Origin of the sequence: Chryseobacterium sp. UNC8MFCol, assembly GCF_000482305.1 — a bacterium.
GTDB classification, from domain to species: Bacteria; Bacteroidota; Bacteroidia; order Flavobacteriales; family Weeksellaceae; genus Chryseobacterium; species Chryseobacterium indologenes.
On sequence record NZ_AXUZ01000015.1, the window covers coordinates 151,577 to 170,584 of the forward strand.

Annotated in this window: 20 protein-coding genes; 4 read left to right on the forward strand and 16 right to left on the reverse strand. The window is 36.3% G+C overall.

From position 1 onward, the window contains the following. Positions 1 to 761 precede the first annotated feature (761 nt). The 3 genes from M030_RS0110005 to M030_RS25495 all read left to right on the forward strand — a co-directional run bounded on the left by M030_RS0110005 (position 762) and on the right by M030_RS25495 (position 3,041). Complete coding sequence (locus M030_RS0110005) at positions 762 to 1,481, forward strand: AAA family ATPase (RefSeq protein WP_027373377.1); 720 nt, start codon at positions 762 to 764, stop codon at positions 1,479 to 1,481. Continuing rightward, positions 1,478 to 2,224 carry a YggS family pyridoxal phosphate-dependent enzyme gene (locus M030_RS0110010; RefSeq protein WP_027373378.1) on the forward strand — a complete coding sequence of 249 codons (747 nt, stop codon included), beginning with the start codon at positions 1,478 to 1,480 and terminating at the stop codon, positions 2,222 to 2,224. Before M030_RS0110005 ends, M030_RS0110010 begins: the two co-directional genes overlap by 4 nt. 637 nt (positions 2,225 to 2,861) lie before the next feature. Continuing rightward, positions 2,862 to 3,041, forward strand: a complete 180-nt coding sequence (locus M030_RS25495) for a hypothetical protein (RefSeq protein ID WP_105603061.1) — start codon at positions 2,862 to 2,864, stop codon at positions 3,039 to 3,041. Positions 3,042 to 3,127: 86 nt separating this feature from the next. Here the strand turns inward: M030_RS25495 and gcvP are convergent, their stop codons facing one another. Then, a complete protein-coding gene (gene gcvP, locus M030_RS0110025) occupies positions 3,128 to 5,986 on the reverse strand; it encodes an aminomethyl-transferring glycine dehydrogenase (protein WP_027373380.1) in 2,859 nt (952 codons plus the stop codon). Between the two features lie 470 nt (positions 5,987 to 6,456). Here gcvP and M030_RS0110030 point away from each other — a divergent pair, with 470 nt between their 5' ends. Next, on the forward strand, positions 6,457 to 7,641 hold the full coding sequence (locus M030_RS0110030; protein WP_027373381.1) for a DcaP family trimeric outer membrane transporter: 1,185 nt from the start codon (positions 6,457 to 6,459) through the stop codon (positions 7,639 to 7,641). Between the two features lie 260 nt (positions 7,642 to 7,901). Here M030_RS0110030 and M030_RS0110040 read toward each other — a convergent pair whose 3' ends face one another. The 15 genes from M030_RS0110040 to M030_RS0110110 all read right to left on the reverse strand — a co-directional run bounded on the left by M030_RS0110040 (position 7,902) and on the right by M030_RS0110110 (position 19,007). Beyond that, entirely contained in the window at positions 7,902 to 8,549 is a 648-nt protein-coding gene (locus M030_RS0110040) for a J domain-containing protein (RefSeq protein WP_027373382.1), read from the reverse strand. A gap of 342 nt (positions 8,550 to 8,891) precedes the next feature. Then, entirely contained in the window at positions 8,892 to 9,539 is a 648-nt protein-coding gene (locus tag M030_RS0110045; protein WP_034722407.1) for a hypothetical protein, read from the reverse strand. A 147-nt stretch (positions 9,540 to 9,686) separates the two neighbouring features. Then, positions 9,687 to 9,944 (reverse strand): hypothetical protein, encoded by a 258-nt coding sequence (locus M030_RS0110050; RefSeq protein ID WP_027373384.1) that lies wholly within the window; start codon positions 9,942 to 9,944, stop codon positions 9,687 to 9,689. 91 nt (positions 9,945 to 10,035) lie between these two features. Continuing rightward, on the reverse strand, positions 10,036 to 10,368 hold the full coding sequence (locus M030_RS0110055; RefSeq protein WP_027373385.1) for a hypothetical protein: 333 nt from the start codon (positions 10,366 to 10,368) through the stop codon (positions 10,036 to 10,038). An 11-nt stretch (positions 10,369 to 10,379) separates the two neighbouring features. Then, positions 10,380 to 10,934 carry an RNA polymerase sigma factor gene (locus tag M030_RS0110060; RefSeq protein ID WP_227533056.1) on the reverse strand — a complete coding sequence of 185 codons (555 nt, stop codon included), beginning with the start codon at positions 10,932 to 10,934 and terminating at the stop codon, positions 10,380 to 10,382. Positions 10,935 to 11,359: 425 nt separating this feature from the next. Then, positions 11,360 to 13,366, reverse strand: coding sequence for a S9 family peptidase (locus tag M030_RS0110065; RefSeq protein WP_027373387.1), 2,007 nt, complete (start codon positions 13,364 to 13,366; stop codon positions 11,360 to 11,362). A gap of 170 nt (positions 13,367 to 13,536) precedes the next feature. Then, a complete protein-coding gene (locus tag M030_RS0110070; protein ID WP_027373388.1) occupies positions 13,537 to 13,995 on the reverse strand; it encodes a membrane protein in 459 nt (152 codons plus the stop codon). A gap of 80 nt (positions 13,996 to 14,075) precedes the next feature. Further along, positions 14,076 to 14,534: an SRPBCC family protein gene (locus M030_RS0110075; protein ID WP_027373389.1), complete on the reverse strand. Its 459-nt coding sequence runs from the start codon at positions 14,532 to 14,534 to the stop codon at positions 14,076 to 14,078. Positions 14,535 to 14,572: 38 nt separating this feature from the next. Further along, positions 14,573 to 15,001: an ATPase gene (locus tag M030_RS0110080; protein ID WP_027373390.1), complete on the reverse strand. Its 429-nt coding sequence runs from the start codon at positions 14,999 to 15,001 to the stop codon at positions 14,573 to 14,575. Positions 15,002 to 15,052: 51 nt separating this feature from the next. Then, a complete protein-coding gene (locus M030_RS0110085; protein ID WP_027373391.1) occupies positions 15,053 to 15,886 on the reverse strand; it encodes an SDR family oxidoreductase in 834 nt (277 codons plus the stop codon). 48 nt (positions 15,887 to 15,934) lie between these two features. Further along, positions 15,935 to 16,801, reverse strand: coding sequence for a VOC family protein (locus M030_RS0110090; RefSeq protein ID WP_027373392.1), 867 nt, complete (start codon positions 16,799 to 16,801; stop codon positions 15,935 to 15,937). A gap of 153 nt (positions 16,802 to 16,954) precedes the next feature. After that, a complete protein-coding gene (locus tag M030_RS0110095; protein ID WP_227533055.1) occupies positions 16,955 to 17,194 on the reverse strand; it encodes a hypothetical protein in 240 nt (79 codons plus the stop codon). A 35-nt stretch (positions 17,195 to 17,229) separates the two neighbouring features. After that, on the reverse strand, positions 17,230 to 17,643 hold the full coding sequence (locus tag M030_RS0110100) for an SRPBCC family protein (RefSeq protein WP_027373394.1): 414 nt from the start codon (positions 17,641 to 17,643) through the stop codon (positions 17,230 to 17,232). Between the two features lie 81 nt (positions 17,644 to 17,724). Further along, the gene (locus tag M030_RS0110105) at positions 17,725 to 18,156 is read right to left on the reverse strand and encodes a VOC family protein (RefSeq protein WP_027373395.1); all 432 of its coding nucleotides are present in this window, start codon (positions 18,154 to 18,156) and stop codon (positions 17,725 to 17,727) included. Between the two features lie 59 nt (positions 18,157 to 18,215). Next, positions 18,216 to 19,007, reverse strand: coding sequence for an alpha/beta fold hydrolase (locus M030_RS0110110; protein WP_027373396.1), 792 nt, complete (start codon positions 19,005 to 19,007; stop codon positions 18,216 to 18,218). Between the last annotated feature and the right edge of the window lies 1 nt (position 19,008).

The following is a 19,008-nucleotide window of genomic DNA, read 5'->3' on the forward strand; positions in this document are numbered from 1 at the left end:
ATTCCGCGGGAAAAATCATTCGTGAAAAATAAATTTTCTTAACACTAAAATGTATTTTACGCTAAAATTTTACAGTCAGAAATTTCACATTGCGTCACTATTATGCAAAGCATTGCTTGTTATTTGTTTTATCAAGTCCAATATATAAGTCTTTAATCGCTTGTCAAATTTATAAAATTTTATAAATAAAACAATTAATATGTTAATAAATTTTAAATAACATATTAATTTCTTTTAAACAAAAACTCACTAATACATGAACACAAACACCCGTAATATACTGATATACATCATGGTCATTTATTTTGGCACATGATTTGAAAGCTGTAATATTGCAATTGAAAGATTAATAAAAAAAAGTCAAATAATTAAAAATAATACAAAATGATAACTTATATCGGTATCGCAACATGTGTAGTTGTTTTCGCATCCTATTTCATGACAGTAAGAAGAGAAAGAAACTAATTCTAAAATAAGGTAGCCTATAGAATATCTATACTAATTATATTGTTTTATGTTTTTAATCTGGTGATTCAGATCGCTCTTTTACTCACTGGGAGTAAAAGGGCCCTAAAAACATAGCAGGAAGATCTTAGTTTCATAACAAGTTTTAATATCCAAATGAGTCAAGCCGGGCGTTCGTCCGGCTTTTCTTTTTTTCCCCAGCCATCACATAAGCCTGGCCTAGCCTTTTATTCCCAATCAGGATGTTACACTACAATGAATAAGCTTTATCTTTGTCAGAACATTTAACAGGCATTATGAATCTCTACAACCTTATTATCCAGGATAAAGAACAGGTCAGTCTCAACGAAGTATTTCTAAATAAAAGCAATCGGGATCAGCTTGTACAATTGATTAAGGAACACAACTTTCTGAAAGAGCTGCAGGAATACGGCCTTCCCGTTAATAATAAAATTCTGCTGGAAGGAAGTTCAGGGTGCGGGAAAACGATGACGGCAAAAGCTATCGCCAATGCTCTTGGGAAAAATATCATCATTTTGAATTTAAGCAATATCGTGTCATCGCGTATCGGGGAAACTTCTCAAAATATTAAAATGATCTTTGATAAAGCTTCAAGGGAAAAATCTGTTCTTTTCCTTGATGAGCTCGACCAAATCGGAAAAGCAAGAGGAAGCGATGACAAGGATGTGGGCGAGATGAGACGGCTGGTGAATACTCTTATTCAATTGATTGATTATTATCCCGAAAATGCATTATTACTTTGTGCCACCAATCACGCAGAAATCATAGACACGGCTTTATTAAGACGTTTTCAGCTAAAGATTAAGTATGAGATGCCATCTGCAGAATTTTTAGATTCGTTCTATGATCAACTGCTTGACCGGTTTCCGGAAGAACTGAAAAATATTGAAAGAAAATATGCCGTTTCTTTTGCAGAAGCTAAAGATCATGCCCTTACCGCGGTAAAAGCAGGATTGATCAAAAAACTGGAAGCACAAACAACCCCTCAGCCATGAAAGAAGACCTCCTTCACAACCTGGAAGTCATCCAAAACAGAATCCGTCAGGCATGTGTAAAATGCGGGAGAAATCCTCAGGAAGTACAACTATTATTAGCGACTAAAACCGTTAGCCCTGACCGCATTAGAATTGCTTTAGAAAATGGACAAACTCTGATTGCTGAAAATAAAGTTCAGGAACTTAAAGAAAAATATGAGGCTTTAAAAGATACTGATCATGAAAATCATTTTATCGGTCACCTGCAAACCAATAAAATCAAAGACATTCTGAAATACAAAGTCACCTGCATCCAATCTCTTGACCGGCTGGATCTTGCTGAAAAATTACATCAAAAACTTTTAGCAGAAAATAAAACGATAAAGGTTCTGATCCAGGTCAATACATCGAATGAAGAAAGTAAATTTGGTATCGAACCCAACCAGGCAGTAGATTTTATCAGAGAGGTTTCAAAATTTTCAACCTTACAGGTACAAGGCCTGATGACCATCGGTCTATTCAGTGCAGAGAAGGAGCAGGTAAGACAATGCTTTATAATACTGAAAAACTTACAACAGGAAATTATCCGGGAAAACATTCCCAATATTGAAATGAAAGAACTTTCAATGGGTATGAGCGGAGACCTTGAAACCGCTATTGAAGAAGGCTCAACGATGGTAAGAATAGGAACAGCCGTATTTGGAACAAGAAATTATCCGGACAATTATTATTGGAATGAAAAAGAAACTGATAATCAGGAGTAACCAACCTTTTCATGTGTATCGGTACTTCCAGCATCAGTAAGTCACTAACAGGATTACGAAACATAAACAACTATTGGAATTGATGAATCTTTAAAATAATATTCATTAGTCTACAAAATCGGTATACTTTTTGATCATAAATTACTAATAACCAAACAAATGCATTTATGATTAAAAAATTACTATTAGGCTGTCTGTTAATGACAGTATTATTCTTTTTTTCATGTGAAAAAGAAAACACACAGATGAAAAGTGGAATTTCAATTGAAACAATTTCAATTATAACCGTTCTCACTATGGGTGTAGCTATTTTTGTCGCGTACACCTATAAAAGAAGATAATACATAATGAGACTAAACAACGTAAATACACCTCCTGATTTTAAGAGGTGTATTTCATTAAAGATAGTAGGTATTAGAATCTACATGATGAAATTCTGACAGAATAGAAAATTACGGGATAATAGTTGCTTGAAATTTAACATGATAAGGAGTGTTTCAAAGAAATTATTTTTAATGTTTTTTGAAATGTATGTAAAACAACAATCATTTTAAAATTAAAATATATCTAATTTCAAAAGTCAAAATTGTGGTATATTTTTTGATCATAAATCACTAAAAACCAAATAAATACACATATGTTTGAAAAAATACCGAGAGGATATTTATTGCTTGCAATACTATCTCTTTTTTCATGTTCTCCACGCACTACAACCGCAGATAAAGGTAGTATCTCCATAGAAACCATTTCGATCATCACTTTTGTGATTGTGGGAATTTCCATTCTCATGGTCTATTATACAACCAAGAAAAAATAATCTATTTCGCAAAGATCTGGTTATGTTGAATAAAAAATCCCTCTCAAAATTGAAAGGGATCTGTTTATGTTCCGGAAAACTTCTGATTACATATAAGCTTCAATCGGCTCACACGTACATACTAAGTTTCTGTCTCCGTATGCTTCATCTACTCTTGATACAGAAGCAAAGAATTTGTGATCTCTTACCCACTCCAGCGGATAAGCAGCCTTTTCTCTGCTGTATGGTTTATCCCAGGAATCTGAGATCACCAGTTGTTCTGTATGCGGTGCATTTTTCAATACGTTGTTTGCAGCATCTGCTTCTCCGTTGGCAATTTCATCGATTTCCTTTTTGATGGAGATCAATGCTTCTGCAAAACGGTCGATTTCAGATTTGCTTTCAGACTCTGTAGGCTCAATCATCAGCGTTCCTGCAACCGGGAAAGAAACTGTAGGAGCATGGAATCCATAATCCATCAGTCTTTTAGCCACATCTGCCACCTCAATTCCTAAAGATTTGAACTGACGGAAATCTACGATACATTCGTGGGCAACTCGTCCGTTCTCGTTTGAATATAAGATAGGGAAATGTTCTGCCAATAATGCTTTCAGATAATTGGCGTTCATAATGGCATGTCCTGTAGCTTTTTTCAGCCCATCTGTTCCTAACATTTTGATATAAGCATAAGAAATGTTAAGAATCAATCCTGAACCGTATGGTGCCGCAGAAATACCGTCGATAGCTTCTTTTGATCCGATTTTGATATTCGCGTTAGAAGGAAGGAATGGCACCAGGTGCTTGGCAACACAGATAGGACCTACTCCAGGACCTCCTCCTCCGTGAGGAATTGCAAATGTTTTGTGAAGGTTTAAGTGGCAAACGTCTGCCCCAATGTTACCAGGACTTGTAAATCCTACCTGAGCGTTCATATTGGCACCGTCCATATATACCTGTCCGCCGTGTTCGTGGATCAGATTTGTAATTTCTTTAATATTCGCATCAAAGAATCCGTACGTAGACGGATATGTGATCATTACAGCAGATAAATTTTCTGAATGCTGTTCTGCTTTAGTTTTTAGATCTTCGAAATCGATTTCCCCGTTTTCAAGGTTTTTAACGACTACGATTTTCATTCCTGCCATAGCTGCAGAAGCAGGGTTTGTTCCGTGAGCAGACTGAGGGATCAGTACTACATTTCTGTGGTGGTCGCCTCTTGAAATATGGTATTCCCTGATCACCATTAATCCTGCATATTCCCCTTGTGCTCCAGAGTTTGGCTGCAATGAAGTTCCTGCAAAGCCGGTGATGGTAGCCAGATCTTTTTCAAGCTCAGCAATCATTTGCTGGTAGCCTCCTGCCTGATCAACCGGTACAAACGGGTGAACACTTCCCCAATCTGCCCATGAAAGAGGCAACATTTCTGTAGCAGCGTTCAGTTTCATCGTACAAGATCCTAAAGAGATCATGGAATGCGTCAATGATAAATCTTTTCTCTCAAGACGCTTGATGTAACGCATCAATTCTGTCTCTGTATGATATTTGTTGAATACCTGCTCGGTAAGAATTTCGTCTTTTCTTAAGTTTTCTTCCGGAATGCTGTATCCTTCTTTGATTTCTAATTTGAAAGCCTGTTTATCTTTAAACTGAGCAAAAGAAGTCATCAGATAATTTAACTTCTCTAATGTTGTACTTTCGTTAATTGCGATACTTACAACTCCTTCAGTAAAGTAGTTAAGGTTGATTTTATGATCCTGCATCATTCTCATCAATCTTCCTTTTTCCTCTTCAGAAATGATAATTTTTACCGTATCAAAAATCGGTTCTTCAGCTGTTTCATATCCTAACGCTTTAAGGCCATTTTTCAAAGCATTGGCTTTAAAGTGAATCTGATCAGCAATATAGTTCAATCCTTTTGGACCGTGGTATACAGCATACATTCCAGCCATTACTGCCAAAAGAACCTGAGCTGTACAGATATTGGAAGTAGCTCTTTCTCTTTTAATGTGCTGCTCTCTTGTCTGTAAAGCCATTCTCAATGCACGTTTTCCGTACATATCCTGAGAAACTCCGATAATTCTTCCCGGAATATCTCTTTTGTAATCTTCTTTACAAGCAAAGAACGCTGCGTGAGGACCTCCGTACCCTAATGGGATACCAAATCTCTGGCTTGTACCTACCGCACAGTCAGCACCCATCTCAGCAGGAGACTTAAGCTTCACCAATGCCATCGGATCACAAGCTACCGCTACCTGAAGGTCTGATTTTTTATATTCTACGATATTTTCAGTATAGTCAAGAACGATTCCGTTTTTTCCAGGGTACTGTAATAAAACTCCGTAGTAAGAACCGTCAAACTGATGCGTTTTGTGATCACCGATCACCACTTCGATTCCTAATCCTTCTGCTTTTGTTTTTAATACAGAAACGGTTTGAGGTAATACAAGGTCAGAAATGAAGAATTTGTTGGCGTCAGCTTTTTTCTGATCTTTTGTCCTGTTGTTGAAGAACATGTGCATTGCTTCTGCTGCTGCAGTAGATTCATCCAATAAGGATGCATTTGCCAATGCAAAGCCTGTAAGGTCACAAACTACCGTCTGGAAATTAAGAAGAGCTTCCAGTCTTCCCTGTGCAATTTCCGCCTGGTATGGAGTGTATGCCGTATACCAGCTTGGGTTTTCAAAGATATTTCTCTGAATCGCTGAAGGCAAGAGTGTATTATGGTATCCAAACCCGATATAACTCGTGTAATCAACATTTTTTGATGCCAATTCTTTTGAGTGGTTCAGCATTTCATATTCTGAAAAGGCTTCCGAGATCTCAAGATCTTGTTCTAAGCGGATAGAAGAAGGAATGGTTTGAGAAATTAACTCTTCAATACTAGAAACGCCAAGTTTTTCCAACATCGCCTGTTTATCGGCTTCATTAAGGGAAATGTGACGGCTCACAAACTGTTCTGTATTCATTTTTATTTATTAGATTTTGTTTGTAAAAAGATGTGTAAAATTACAATTTTTTACATGATTGTACAACAGCTTACCTCCACCGTCTATGGAAGGGGAAAACTAAACTTATCTTTTCACAATAAGTGTTAAAATTCGATTCATTTATTTCAAAAATTAAATTGATTTTATAAACAATAACAACCGATATCAAATATTTATTACTAATAAAACATTAAATATTTAGTTGAAAATATTACAAAATATTCAATGAACTTAAAAATATTACGAAAAACGCTTATAAAATAATTTTGTAGTTTTACTTCACTATTAAGAGAATAAAATAACTTAAAAAAGAAAGAATACCAGAGTGTATGATAAACATACTCTCCCTATTGGTACGACTTACAATCATTATTTTTCGAATATAAACTAATACCCTAAACCCAATATGTATGAGAATATAAAATAAGTTTGACAGAGAAGACCTTTACATGAAGAAAAAAACACAAAGCAGGCTGATCGCCTTACTCCTATCCGCGTTACTCCCTTACTCCAAAATTTCAGGTCAGATAACCCTCACTACTCTCCGGTCGGAAGACCGCAATCCATGGGATCTCTATGTACAGGGATTTATCCAGACTGATATTATGCTCAATTTCCAGGAGATAAAAGTAAAAGACGGTTTTGTTTCACATTCTATAGAAATTCCCCAGCATAATAATGTAAGCAGTAACTTCAGTATCAAACAGTCCCAGATCGGGTTAGGAATCAGAGAAAAAAATAAAGATAGACACCATTCTCTTTCTGCTTATGTTGAAATAGATTTTTATGGTCCCAACGGAAGTACCGCACCTCGTTTCAGACAAGGATATGTACAGTGGAACAAATGGCTTATAGGACAAACCTGGAGCAATTTTTCTGATCTTGACATTTTTCCGAATATATTTGATTTTGTTCCGCCAAACGCTTTGATTTTTACCAGAAGGATACAGGTGAGATACACAAGTACGGTATCACGAAAAGGAAGTTTATCATTATCTCTGGAGGATCCTAATACGCCGAGCATCACACTGCCGGCAGATTCATTAGAATGGAAAAAGAAAGCGGTCATTCCCAACATTACAGCCTTATACCGGTACGGAGATGAAAAAAATTATATCAAGGCAGGCGCAATACTCTCTCCGATAAGCTATGAAATGAAGCCCCTGCCACAGGATAATTACCAAACCCGAACAATAGTAGGCTGGGGGGGCATGGTTTCAGGGAAACTTTTCCTGGACAAAGGGAATATTATCAGTCTTCAAAGCTCTTTCGGGAAAGGCTTTTCTACCAATAACAGTAATTTAAATGAAGAGAAATATGACGCTGTTCCTGATCCTTCCGATGGCAACCTTTTAAAAACATTGAGCATGTTCAACATTGTCGGCATTTATGAGCATTGGTGGACTCCCAAATGGAGCTCTGTGGTTTTCGTGAGCCATTCGAATATGGGAAATGAATCCTTCATTCCCAAAAATATGACAAAAAATTTCCAGAACATCGGAATGAATATTGTTTTTCATCCGCATAAAAAAGTAAGAATGGGAATTGAGACCAACTATGGAAGAAGACAAAATTTTGCCAATGAGAGTGCCCATGCGTGGAGAATCCAGGCATCAACATCAGTGAAATTTTAGTGCCGTTTGCCAGATGTAGAGGGGCATTCAAATGCTATTGATCAGGTTTTAAGAAAATTATGAAATTTTATTAATTATATTTATTCTAAATTAATATATTTGCAGCATGAATATGATTGTCCCGTTTAAAGTTCCGCCTTTGGCTCCTGCATACTCATTCAACAATGAAGATATGTTTTGCGAAAAGAAATCCTGCTGCAAAAAATTCAAGAAAGGAAAAAGATGTAAAAAATGTCCCGGAAGAAAGAAAATGGCCTAAACTAGCTGAAAGTTTTTATTAAAAAATAAATGGCAATTGCCAGGATAATTATTCCCCAAAACAGCATAATAATTTTTGGCTGACCGGTGCGGTTAACTGCTGTCATGGGCTGTGACCTAAACACCTCCTCCACGTTGCTTTTCAATTTTTCGGCATCGTTTTCAAAAACTTCGGTAATGGTAATGCCCTGCACAACGGTTTTGTGCAAAAGAGAATTGGTGGCATGAAGCAGCAGCTGAAATTTCCCGCCTTTGAATTCCGTTATCTTAAATCTCCTTTCTCCATAAGGTTTTTCCAATCCAAAAGGTAAGACTTTTACCACATCGGCATTGCTCGTCTGCCAACTGATAATGATCTCCTCTCCTTTTTTAGCATGAATTTTATTTGACGTAAAAGTTTTGATGGACGGCGGAATATTGTATCGGAAACTTTTCTGATGACTTTCCAAATTCTGATCATACGAATGTCTTCTCGCCCTATCACTCAATGTTTCATAAGCCTCCTGAATTTCTCGGAAACGGTCTGAAAAAAACTCATCATTTTCATTTTTATCGGGATGGTATTTTAAAGAAAGCTTCCGATAGGCCTTTTTGATGTCTTCTTCTGAAGCATCCTGCGATATACCGAGAAAATAGTAGTAATCTTTCATTGAACAAGACAAAAATAAGGATTTATTTTTCTTTTTGCTTTGTGTTTTCCGTAAAATAGCCACTGTTTCAAAATTTATAATAAATTAAATTATTGGAAAACAAAATGGCGCAAAGAGCATTGAGAAGCTCATGGTTTAAGATAAAAAAATTTTATCTGTAATAAATTGTGTTGGGTTACAATATGCCCACGAGCACACGGATTATTTATGGGTCTATTTGTGGCGACAAACATGGGAAAAATGGTTTGATTTCCTAAGTTTTTGAATTGGTCTATGTCTCTTTTGCATATCTTCAACCAATGGTTCTATCCCTGATAAATTCATTAGCCATGAAACCAGGAGTTATTTGCTATATATCCATTCTTTTGTGGGAACAATCCATGCATCAAGGGCTTTGAATAAGAAACCATGTTTCAGTCCGGTATTTAGCTCAATCTCTTTAAAATCTTTGATATTCGATCTGATGAATCTCTGTTCCTGAGATAACGGAACATGGCCGTCATCTGATTTTTCCGTGATAGAAAGTATTTTTCCATACAGTCTGAAATTAGGATCTTTTTCTAAAGAATCATCTTTAAAACTGGCTCCTACAAAAACAAATCTAAGCCCCGGATTTTTTTGATAAAAGGAAACATATTGTGCAATATAACCGCCCTGAGAGGTCCCGACAACCGTAATATTTTCAGCTTTAACGCCTTTTTTTATAAGACGATCGATCTGCTTTTTTATTTTCATAGCATATAATGCGGGATCCGTATTAGGCTTTCTCTTTTCAAAAAGAATAACGTTACTGCTGTCCTTCAATTGATGAAGTACTTTTTCATATTCCACAATGCCATATTTAGGATGTGCTTCATCGGCTGAATGATCTTCCAGAAATTTGTTGTGCAAAAAGAAAATATATCGCATTTGTTTCACACCGGATTTCTGGCCATACAAGGCTATCGAAAAAAGGGCGAGTATGATGATAAAAATATTCTTCGTTGTCATGATAATATACTAAGAAACAAATTTAGTATTTAATCTATAGATTTTCCTGTTCAATCTTGTAAACCTTAGTATTTGCATAAAAAATTCCGGCTCGGAAGCGAAGCTTCCCGAGCCGGAATTTAACAATTTCATTTAGTTTTGCCTATATTATGCTTCGCAGGTAGTATCTTTTCTGCAGCATCTTGATGCAAATTCTTTTTTGAATTTCCCTTTCAGTTCCTGATAATCCTCATCGTTCATTTCTCTGATTTTATCGGCTAATCCGAATGGTGACTTTTCTTTGATTCCGTATTCCTCAAAAATACCTTTGATAAATCTTTTTCTTTGGGCTGCTTTTTTAGCAATCAAAGCTACACCCACAACGGCCAATGCTCCAAGAGCTCCTTTTAATGCTGAATTTTTCATTTTTTCAAAATTTTACATTTTACTACTTTTTGTTTTTTATAGAGACGAATGAATTTCAATTTTACTTTACTACTTCTTTAAAATTTTCAAATTATTCGTTATTTCTGTTGAAGAATCCTCCGGAACATTTATTTCTCCAGACTTCTTTGAACTTTTCTCTTTCTTCGGGAGACCACGATCTCATTTTTTCTCTCATCTTTCTTTCCTTAAAATCTCTCATCCCTTTCCCGAAATGGAAACCTCCGAAAAGAATTTTACTTAAGATCAGGATTCCCATTGCCTGCCAGAATGTGATTGCCTTTACCCCTAATATTTCAGGAAGCAGACAGTTCCAAAGCGACATTACAATCCATGTAACGGCAGCTAAGATCAACGGTGGACACAACAATAAAAAAATCCAGTCTTTTTTGTGTTTATGATTCATAATTTCTTTTTCTAACTTTTTAAATCTTCGTATAACTTTCTCAATCTGTTTCTCAAATGCTTCACAGCATAATTTTTCCTGCTGATAATGGTCTTAATGTTTTCTCCCTGTTCATCGGCTATTTCCTGGAGGGTTTTGTCATTCAGTTCGTTTTCTACGTAGACAAGCCTTTGTTTTTCGGGAAGTTCATCAAGTGCTTCAAACAGTTTTTTCCAGATCTCATCCTGAAACATTTTGACCTCCGGTCCGGCACTATCGTCCATCAATAAAATATCTTTGATGGAGAAGCTTCCGTCTTCATCCTCATAGACAAAATCTTCAAGATTTTCTGTTTTCTTTTTACGGTAACGGTCGGTAATCTTATTTGCCGTCACTCTATATAGCCAGCCTCCTACATTCACAATCTCAGAAAGATTGGTAAGACTGCTGAACTGATACCACACCTCCTGCAGAATATCTTCCGCATCCTCCGTGTTTTTCACTTTAGGACGAATATAGGACATCAGCTTCCCTCCGTAGTTGGAAACGGTTTGTGAGATGATACTTTCTTTCTCCTTCTGTGGCATTGTTATTTTTTCGACAACCTCCATACTGCTATGACGGCTATCCTTTTGGTTTTACTTTAATAAATTTAAAATATTTTTCTTACAATTCAATTTTTCTTTTATCCATAAGCTTTTCTATTTGCATTATGCCATCAGCTCTGCCACTTTGTGTGGTTCCAATTTACTGATATTTTTTGCTGGACAATTGCGGAGGCGCAAGAGTTCCTCAACTTTTCGCAGAGTTTTAAAGGCAAGAAAATCAAATATTCTCCGTAAGAACTGCATTATCAAACTTCTGCCGGTTAATAAGACAGGCTGTTTTTAATGAACATCTGCAAAATCCATGAAATCTGCGGGAGATCATAAGCTGAGATTGCTTTGCCCGCAATGATAAAAAAACGGAAGACATTACTATCTTCCGTTTACCAGATTAACAATTATCTGTTTTATTTTTTATTAAAATTCTCAGCAAAAAATCCTAACATTGATTTATATAATTCAATTCTGTTTGGCTCTTTCCCAAATCCATGGCCTTCATCATATTTAACCATATATGGAACTTCAAATCCTTTAGCACGCATTGCTTTTACAATCTGGTCAGATTCATTAATATTCACCCTTGGATCATTTGCCCCCTGAACCACAAATAATGGTTTTTTAATCTTCTCTATCTGGAAAACCGGTGATACTTCTTTCGCAATCTTTGCTTCTTCAGGGTTATCAAGATCATACCAGATCTGCTTTACCATTTCTTTGTAAGGTTTCCAGTATTCAGGGAATGAACTGAAAAAAGTAAAGATATTAGATACTCCTACATAGTCTACTCCGCAAGCATATAAATCCGGTGTTTTGATCAATCCCATCAAAGTGGCGTATCCTCCATGGCTACCTCCGTAAATGGCAATTTTATCTTTATCGATCCAGCCCTGGCTGATGGCATATTTTACTCCATCTTCCACGTCATCCATTGCTTTTCTTCCGATCTGTTTATATCCTGCTTTCTGGAATTCTTTTCCATAACCGCCTGAAATTCTAAAGTTTACCTGAAGTGTAGCATATCCTCTGCTTGCAAACAACTGAGTTTCAGGATTGAATCCCCAACTATCCCTGATCCCTTGCGGGCCTCCATGAGGATTGACAATTAAAGGAACTTTTTTACCTTCCAGAGCTGCTTTTGGTAAGGTAATATAGCCTCGGATGGTTAAGCCATCTCTGCTTTTGAATTCGATCGGTCTCATTTCAGCCATATCTTCTTCTTTGAGTTGTGGCATAAGATTGTAAAGGACTTTCAGCTCCTTCTTTTGCGTATCATATTCATAATAAGTACCGTATAGCTTATCACTGGCTACTATAACAAGGAGTTTATCGTTATTGTCATCAGAAGATACAATGGCAAACTCTTTATCTTTAAACTGAGATTTTAGCTGGTCATCGATTTCTTTATAAAATTTGCTCACAGGAACCGTTTCTCCTTTTATGCCTTCATAGCTGATATAGTCCAGTTCATAATTTCTATTTTTTCCGGCAACACTGATCGAGCTTACATCATATACAGGATTCGCATATACTTCCCTGATCACTGCGTTTTTCTTAAGATCATACAGAACGATTCTGGCTTTATCACCATCGAGATTGGTCACGACATAAGCTTCATCTTTATTTTTCGAGTTATCATTAAATCCGATAATACCAAATGTGTCAGACCAGTCTGCTGATTTAAGAAGATTAAACTTACCGGTTTGCAGATCTTTATAATACGTTTTTGTTGTTAATCCGTTTTCAAGAACAGTATATCCTCTCAGGTTTCCGTCTTTGTCAAAAATATAGTCATCAATAGGGCTTTTGGTATCCTTATTTTCGTAAAGCTGAGTAATTTCTCCGGTTACATAATTAATTTTATACGGTTCAAAGATCTGTTTGTTGTTTTTATTCATCGTCACCACAACAAAGTCAGTATCTTTTACAGGTTTTATTGTTCCTAAGGTAATTCCTTCAAATGGTGTCAGATCTTTAAGATTTCCTCCGTCAATATCAGCTGCATACAGGTGAATATTTTCATTTCCGCCTTTATCCTGGGTGTAGTAAAGACGTTTTTTATTAAGCCATCCATAGGATTTGATCAGATCATCTTTTTCAACAATGGCTTTGGTGATTTTTCCTGTTGCAAGATCTTTTACATAGACATGATTCTTTTTGTCCTGATCTTTTTCTTTGTAAGAAAGATATTGACCGTCCGGGGATATTTTAAATGCTGACGCTTTGGGCCTGGCAAAATAATCTTCAACTTTATATGTAAAGTTACCTTTATCATAAGAAATAAGTTTCTCAATATTAGTTTTGGAAGATGGTAAAGTAGGATCTCCAGGCAATTTGGCAGTAGAACTTTGTGCGTTTGTCATAATAGTAGAGAGTACAATAATGGCTGTACCAAAAATGTTTTGATTTAAATTCATACCTTATGTTTTAAAGGTTAAAGTTATAGAAAGCACTTATTGACAACAATACAACAAATGCATTTATATAATAAGACATCCTGTTCCTATAAAACGTTACAATATTTTATTATTATAATTAAAAAAACATACTATTATAAAAAAAGACAGCCGTATCGACTGTCTTTTATTTACTGTAAGTATATTCCAAAGTACCAGGTCCATTCTATTAAAATAATCTGCATAGGAATCCTTTGTTTATAAAGGTAGCTCATGCCCGGTCCTGTATAATCTGCTTTGAAAATATTAATATTTTTGCGTGATGAATTGATGTTGGCAATGAAAACCAATACATAAAAAACAATCAGTAATATCGCAGTCATCTCGCGCAGCGAAGGTATCATGAGTCCTATACCTGCTGCAATTTCTAAAAATCCTGTAAAATATACCCAAAACATTTTTCCGTGAATAAAATCAGGGATCATCATCGCCATTCCTTTCTGGAATTTAAAATGGGACAATCCAGTGAATATGATAAAAACTGCCATTCCCAGATTTCCTGAAAATACGAAATCAGGCTTTCCTTGAACGAGTGCCGTTCCCAATAAAGCAAGAATGAATGTCGCGAAGAGTATGACAAGTAGCTTCATATTTTTTTAAGCGAAGATATAGAATTGTGAGACTTAAGACTATTGACTACCAATAAAATTATATTTTCAACATACTTTATTTATACAGCGTCTAGGCTCACTCCTTCCGCCAGGCTTTTCACCACTAATAATCCCTTTGTGAAACCGGTATTCAAGTGATCCTGCCATTCTTTATCGACCTGAACTTCTGTATGAAGCTTGGTTTTTCCGTCAAAATCAATTAAAAAATATTTTTCAAAAGAGCCGCTCCATTCCATGACTTCTTTACTTTGGGTATCTTCATTACCTTCTTTATCTACCATTCCCAAATGTTTAAATACGACCTGATCAGGTTCCTCGAGACTGTCTATGGTGGAAACCATTCCTTCTCCTTCTGCATTTACAAAGTACGTTTTACCGCCTACTTTCCAGTCTGATTTCATTACTGATCCTGGCCCAAAATATTTCGTCCATTCACTATAGGTTTCCGGGCTCCAAAGGATGTCCCAGACTTTTTGTTTGGGTGCATCAATTATTGTTTCATACGATAGGGTTTCCATATTTTTATTTTTTGGTGTTGATATACAAATTGACCCGCTTACAGCTGATTTTCAGAAAGATGCTTCACAAGCAGCATTGCTTTTGGAAATTTTTCTTCAAAAAAATCTTTATATTCGGCAGGTGACTGAATAATTGTTTTCAATAATGTACCTTCCTCGTTTTCCTCAAGAAAGTAAGATTCTGTTGCTTCACCCCAGTCCTGAGCGACTTCGATACCTTCATAAATTTCACCTAAATGACGAAATTGTATTTCCTCATTCGGGATTACTTTTTCGACCCTGCTGTACAGTCCGTTTTGTTTAGGATCGAGAAATTTGATGATATTATTCTCCTCCAATGTTCCTTCGTAAAAAGAACCTTCCGTAAAAGCGGTTGTCCACTGTCTGTAGGTAATCTCCCCCCACAAAACACTCCATACTTTTTCAGGCTCTGCATTAATCTCTATTTCATATGACAATTGTTCCATATTTTATATTTAAAGTGATAAACAATAAAACTATATAATTTGTGACTGTAATTATCCTCCCACAAAGTCACCTCCATTGATATGAATGACTTCTCCCGTGATATAGCTGGCATCTTTGGAAGCCAGAAAAACATAGGCAGGAGCCACTTCGGAAGGCTGACCAGCTCTTTTCAAAGGGGTATCTTTCCCGAATGTTGAAAGGTTATCAAAAGCTTCTTTTACAAGGGGTGTCCAGATCGGTCCCGGGGCAACTCCATTGACAAGAATTTCTTTTTCAGCAAGATTATCTGCCAGTGAACGCATAAAAGACAATATCGCACCTTTTGTAGCGGCATAATCGAGCAAATGATCACTACCACGGTAGGCGGTGACAGAAGTTGTGCAAATAATCCGTCCTCCTTTTTTGATCATAGGAAGGAAGTTTCTGGTGAAAGAGATCATCGAAATGATATTGGTATCAAATGTTTCCTGAATCTGCTCATCAGAGATTTTTTCCAGACTGTTTTTTGACGTGTGAATCCCTGCATTATTAACCAAAATATCCAGAGCCTTCCACTCTTTTTTTACTTTTTCAGCACATTTTGTCCTGAAAGCTTTACGGGTCAGATCTCCTTTGATCAGAATACATTTCTGTCCTTCTTTTTCAACCAGCCTTCGGGTTTCTCTGGCATCATCATCACTTTCTTTGTAAATAATGGCAACGTCAGCTCCTTCGCGGGCAAAATGGACAGCTACTGCTTGCCCTATACCGCTATCACCTCCTGAGATGACCGCTTTCTTGCCTGCTAGTTTTTGGCTTCCGCGATAATCATTTCTGATAATCTCCGGAAAAAGCCCTTCTTTAGGGACTTTTGACTTAGATTGTGATTTGTTCTGTGTTTTCATAGGCAAATCTTTTCCCTAAAACACATCAAACAGTAAGCCGAAATAACTTTAAGAATTATAAGCGTCTTCTAAATCCTGAATAATAATTTTCTGCATTTTCATCATTGCTTGAACTACTTTATAAGCTTTTTCCTGATCTGAGTCGTTCATCAGCTGAATCAATCTTTTGGGAACAATTTGCCAGCTTAGTCCGTATTTATCTTTCAGCCATCCGCACATACTTTCTCTTCCTCCGTCCGCTGTAAAGGTATTCCAATAATGATCTGTCTGCTGTTGATCATCCGTCATAACAACCAACGAAATTCCTTCATTAAAATCAAACTGGTGGTCGTAGGAATTATCCATACAGAATAACGTGTAACCATCGATGACGAAATTGGCATGCTTAACATTTTCTGCCGGCTCTGCTATAGAATGTCCTTCACTTTCTATTCCGTATTCCATAATGTTTCCAATATGTGAATCAGGAAAAGTCTGGGTATACAATTTCATTGCTTCTTTGGCCTTACCATTATTTTCATGAATGAACATCAATGTAGGAACAAGTTTCTGATCCTGCCCTTTTTCTCCTAAAAACAGTTGCCATGTCACTCCATATTTATCCTGTACCCAGCCATATTTTTTACTCCACGAATAGGAACCTAGCTCCATTAAAGCCATTCCACCTTCTATGAGCTGATCCCAGTATTTCTGAACCTCATCTTCCGTTTCGCAAAGCACCATAAAAGAAACAGAAGCATTTTTCTTGAAATGGGGACCTCCGTTCAGCAACATGAGCCGTTGCCCAAAGATCTCAATATTCATGACCACGGGTGTATCTGCTGTAATTTCACCGTCAAAAACTTTACAGTAAAATTCTGCGGATTGTTTGGCGTCTCCGTCATACCAGAGACATGGGAAAATATCGTTATTCATAATTTTAAATTTTATTGGATGTAGCGTAATAATTTTCATGAGTATTTTGTCATATCAAAGAAATTATATGGCAAAAAAATTCTAATGCCTTTACTGAAAGAGAGATTTTTCTCCCCATCAGTAATGACACCTATATTTTCCCCTATTTATTATTTATGCTTCTTTAAAAAACACCTGATTTTCTTCCATATAATTCTTCAGTTTAACAATCGTATTTTTTCCGAAACCATGAAGTTGTAAAATTTCGTTTTCAGAATAGTCCGAGAGTTTTTCTAAGGAATCTATTTTTTCTTTTTCCAAAGCTCTTCTTGCAGGTATAGCAATCACTCCGTAAAGAAATTCATCTTTAGGATTATAGTTAACAGCATAAATGGAATTTAAACTTTTTGACATGATAATTAAATTAATCATGGCTACAAAAAATATTTTTAATGGTTCTCAACATATTTGTGGAAATTATTGAGAATAGCATACCAGCCTTCTCTTTGCATCTCCACTGAATTTTGTTTTTCGGGATCGAAGATTTCGGTAACTTTCGTGGTATTTTTATCAATTTTTTCGAAAATGACTTCTACTCTTCTTCCATCTGCGATATGGTATTCTATTTTTTCGTAAGGTTTTACTTCATCATACACTCCTTCAAAATCAAATCCGAAGCTTTTATCTTTGGCTTCCATTCTGTTTTTGAATGTTCCTCCTACTCTCAGATCATTCTCAGAACTCGGACATTGCCAGCTTTCATGGGCAAAATTCCATTTTGTAATGTGTTTTGGTTCATTGAAGTAATTCCAAACTTTTTCTACAGGAGCTAAAATTGTAATGTCTATTCTAATCGGATCCATGATTCTTTCGTTTTAAATGATTGTCTCATAAAAGAGTTACCCAATATGGGCACTCTTTTTAAATAATAATTAAATATATGATTATTTTTTAGACTCATCGTTATAATTCACCATCCAATGAACGCCGTATTTATCCTGAAAACTCCCAAAATAATCGCCCCAAAACTGGTCTTCCAGGGGCATTTCTATATTTCCGCCTTCGGAAAGACCTTTAAAGATTCTTTCTGCTTCAGCTTTTGATTCAGGGAAGATGGAAACATAATTATTGTTTCCTACAGTCAATGTCTGTCCGAAACCGGGAACAATATCTGAAGCCATCAAAAGATCATCTCCGACAGGCAATGCAATATGCATTACTCTGTTTTTTTCTTCTTCTGATAGATTTTCAGTACCCGGAGCATTTCCCATCTTATGAATTCCTCCGACGAACTCGCCTCCGAAAACAGATTTGTAAAAGGTAAAAGCTTCTTCAGCAGTACCGTCAAAATTTAGGTATGGATTTAATTTAGCCATGATTTTTAATTTTAAAATGTTATTATTATTGATTATAAATAGGTCTGAACATTACATTCCTATTTGTTTTCTGGGTTTTTATGTAAAAATTTTTCTACTTCCTGAACCGTAAAATCAATTTTATTCTTATCGACATAGCCTTCGAAATCAGCCATCATATAGGCACCGTGAACGCCGGGAAGAATCATCATTTGAGAGCCTTCTACCAGACGCCACATGGCTACGGTATGTTCAGGTTTCATAACATCTTTATCTCCACTGATAAATAAAGTAGGCGATTGTATAGATGTCAGAACTTCATCTTCCCAATCCTGAAAAGTCTGCATTCTCTTACTGTCTTTATCAAACATATTTTCCAATTTTGAAAAGTCAGGATTAAGATGTAAAAAATTGATTTTCAAAGGCTCCGGCATCGATTCAAGAGTAGCTTCCTGCATCGATTCAAAGAAACCGTCCATCATCCCGCTCCTTTTATAAAATGCGGAAGCCACCACCAGATTTTCTGCCACTTCAGGATAACGGTAGCCAATCTGCATCACGGTACTTCCTCCATTACTGAATCCCCAGAATGAAGCCCGGTCAATATTGAGTTCTGCTAATAGCGCCACCACATCATGAGCATCCTGTACAAAAGTTTCCGGAATATCGCGATGTTCACTTCTTCCGTGATTCTGAAGATCTATCCCGATAAGCTGAAACTGGTACTGAAGCCTTTCTATAACTTCTTTAAAATCAAATAGAATAGAAGATCCTCCTCCGTGAATCAACACCAGCGGCTTTCCGGATCCGTATATTTCGTAATACATCCGGATCCCGTTTACCTGCTTATATCCTTTTTCTACTGGATTCATT

Coding starts and splice junctions, on each gene's coding strand:
- M030_RS0110010 (WP_027373378.1), top strand. CDS start 1,478: ATGAAAGAAGACCTCCTTCACAACCTGGAAGTCATCCAAAACAGAATC.
- M030_RS0110090 (WP_027373392.1), bottom strand. CDS start 16,801: ATGAATAACGATATTTTCCCATGTCTCTGGTATGACGGAGACGCCAAA.
- M030_RS0110045 (WP_034722407.1), bottom strand. CDS start 9,539: ATGACAACGAAGAATATTTTTATCATCATACTCGCCCTTTTTTCGATA.
- M030_RS0110005 (WP_027373377.1), top strand. CDS start 762: ATGAATCTCTACAACCTTATTATCCAGGATAAAGAACAGGTCAGTCTC.
- M030_RS0110105 (WP_027373395.1), bottom strand. CDS start 18,156: ATGGCTAAATTAAATCCATACCTAAATTTTGACGGTACTGCTGAAGAA.
- M030_RS0110070 (WP_027373388.1), bottom strand. CDS start 13,995: ATGAAGCTACTTGTCATACTCTTCGCGACATTCATTCTTGCTTTATTG.
- M030_RS0110030 (WP_027373381.1), top strand. CDS start 6,457: ATGAAGAAAAAAACACAAAGCAGGCTGATCGCCTTACTCCTATCCGCG.
- M030_RS25495 (WP_105603061.1), top strand. CDS start 2,862: ATGTTTGAAAAAATACCGAGAGGATATTTATTGCTTGCAATACTATCT.
- M030_RS0110060 (WP_227533056.1), bottom strand. CDS start 10,934: ATGCCACAGAAGGAGAAAGAAAGTATCATCTCACAAACCGTTTCCAAC.
- M030_RS0110095 (WP_227533055.1), bottom strand. CDS start 17,194: ATGTCAAAAAGTTTAAATTCCATTTATGCTGTTAACTATAATCCTAAA.
- M030_RS0110050 (WP_027373384.1), bottom strand. CDS start 9,944: ATGAAAAATTCAGCATTAAAAGGAGCTCTTGGAGCATTGGCCGTTGTG.
- gcvP (WP_027373380.1), bottom strand. CDS start 5,986: ATGAATACAGAACAGTTTGTGAGCCGTCACATTTCCCTTAATGAAGCC.
- M030_RS0110040 (WP_027373382.1), bottom strand. CDS start 8,549: ATGAAAGATTACTACTATTTTCTCGGTATATCGCAGGATGCTTCAGAA.
- M030_RS0110080 (WP_027373390.1), bottom strand. CDS start 15,001: ATGGAACAATTGTCATATGAAATAGAGATTAATGCAGAGCCTGAAAAA.
- M030_RS0110085 (WP_027373391.1), bottom strand. CDS start 15,886: ATGAAAACACAGAACAAATCACAATCTAAGTCAAAAGTCCCTAAAGAA.
- M030_RS0110065 (WP_027373387.1), bottom strand. CDS start 13,366: ATGAATTTAAATCAAAACATTTTTGGTACAGCCATTATTGTACTCTCT.
- M030_RS0110055 (WP_027373385.1), bottom strand. CDS start 10,368: ATGAATCATAAACACAAAAAAGACTGGATTTTTTTATTGTTGTGTCCA.
- M030_RS0110100 (WP_027373394.1), bottom strand. CDS start 17,643: ATGGATCCGATTAGAATAGACATTACAATTTTAGCTCCTGTAGAAAAA.
- M030_RS0110075 (WP_027373389.1), bottom strand. CDS start 14,534: ATGGAAACCCTATCGTATGAAACAATAATTGATGCACCCAAACAAAAA.
- M030_RS0110110 (WP_027373396.1), bottom strand. CDS start 19,007: ATGAATCCAGTAGAAAAAGGATATAAGCAGGTAAACGGGATCCGGATG.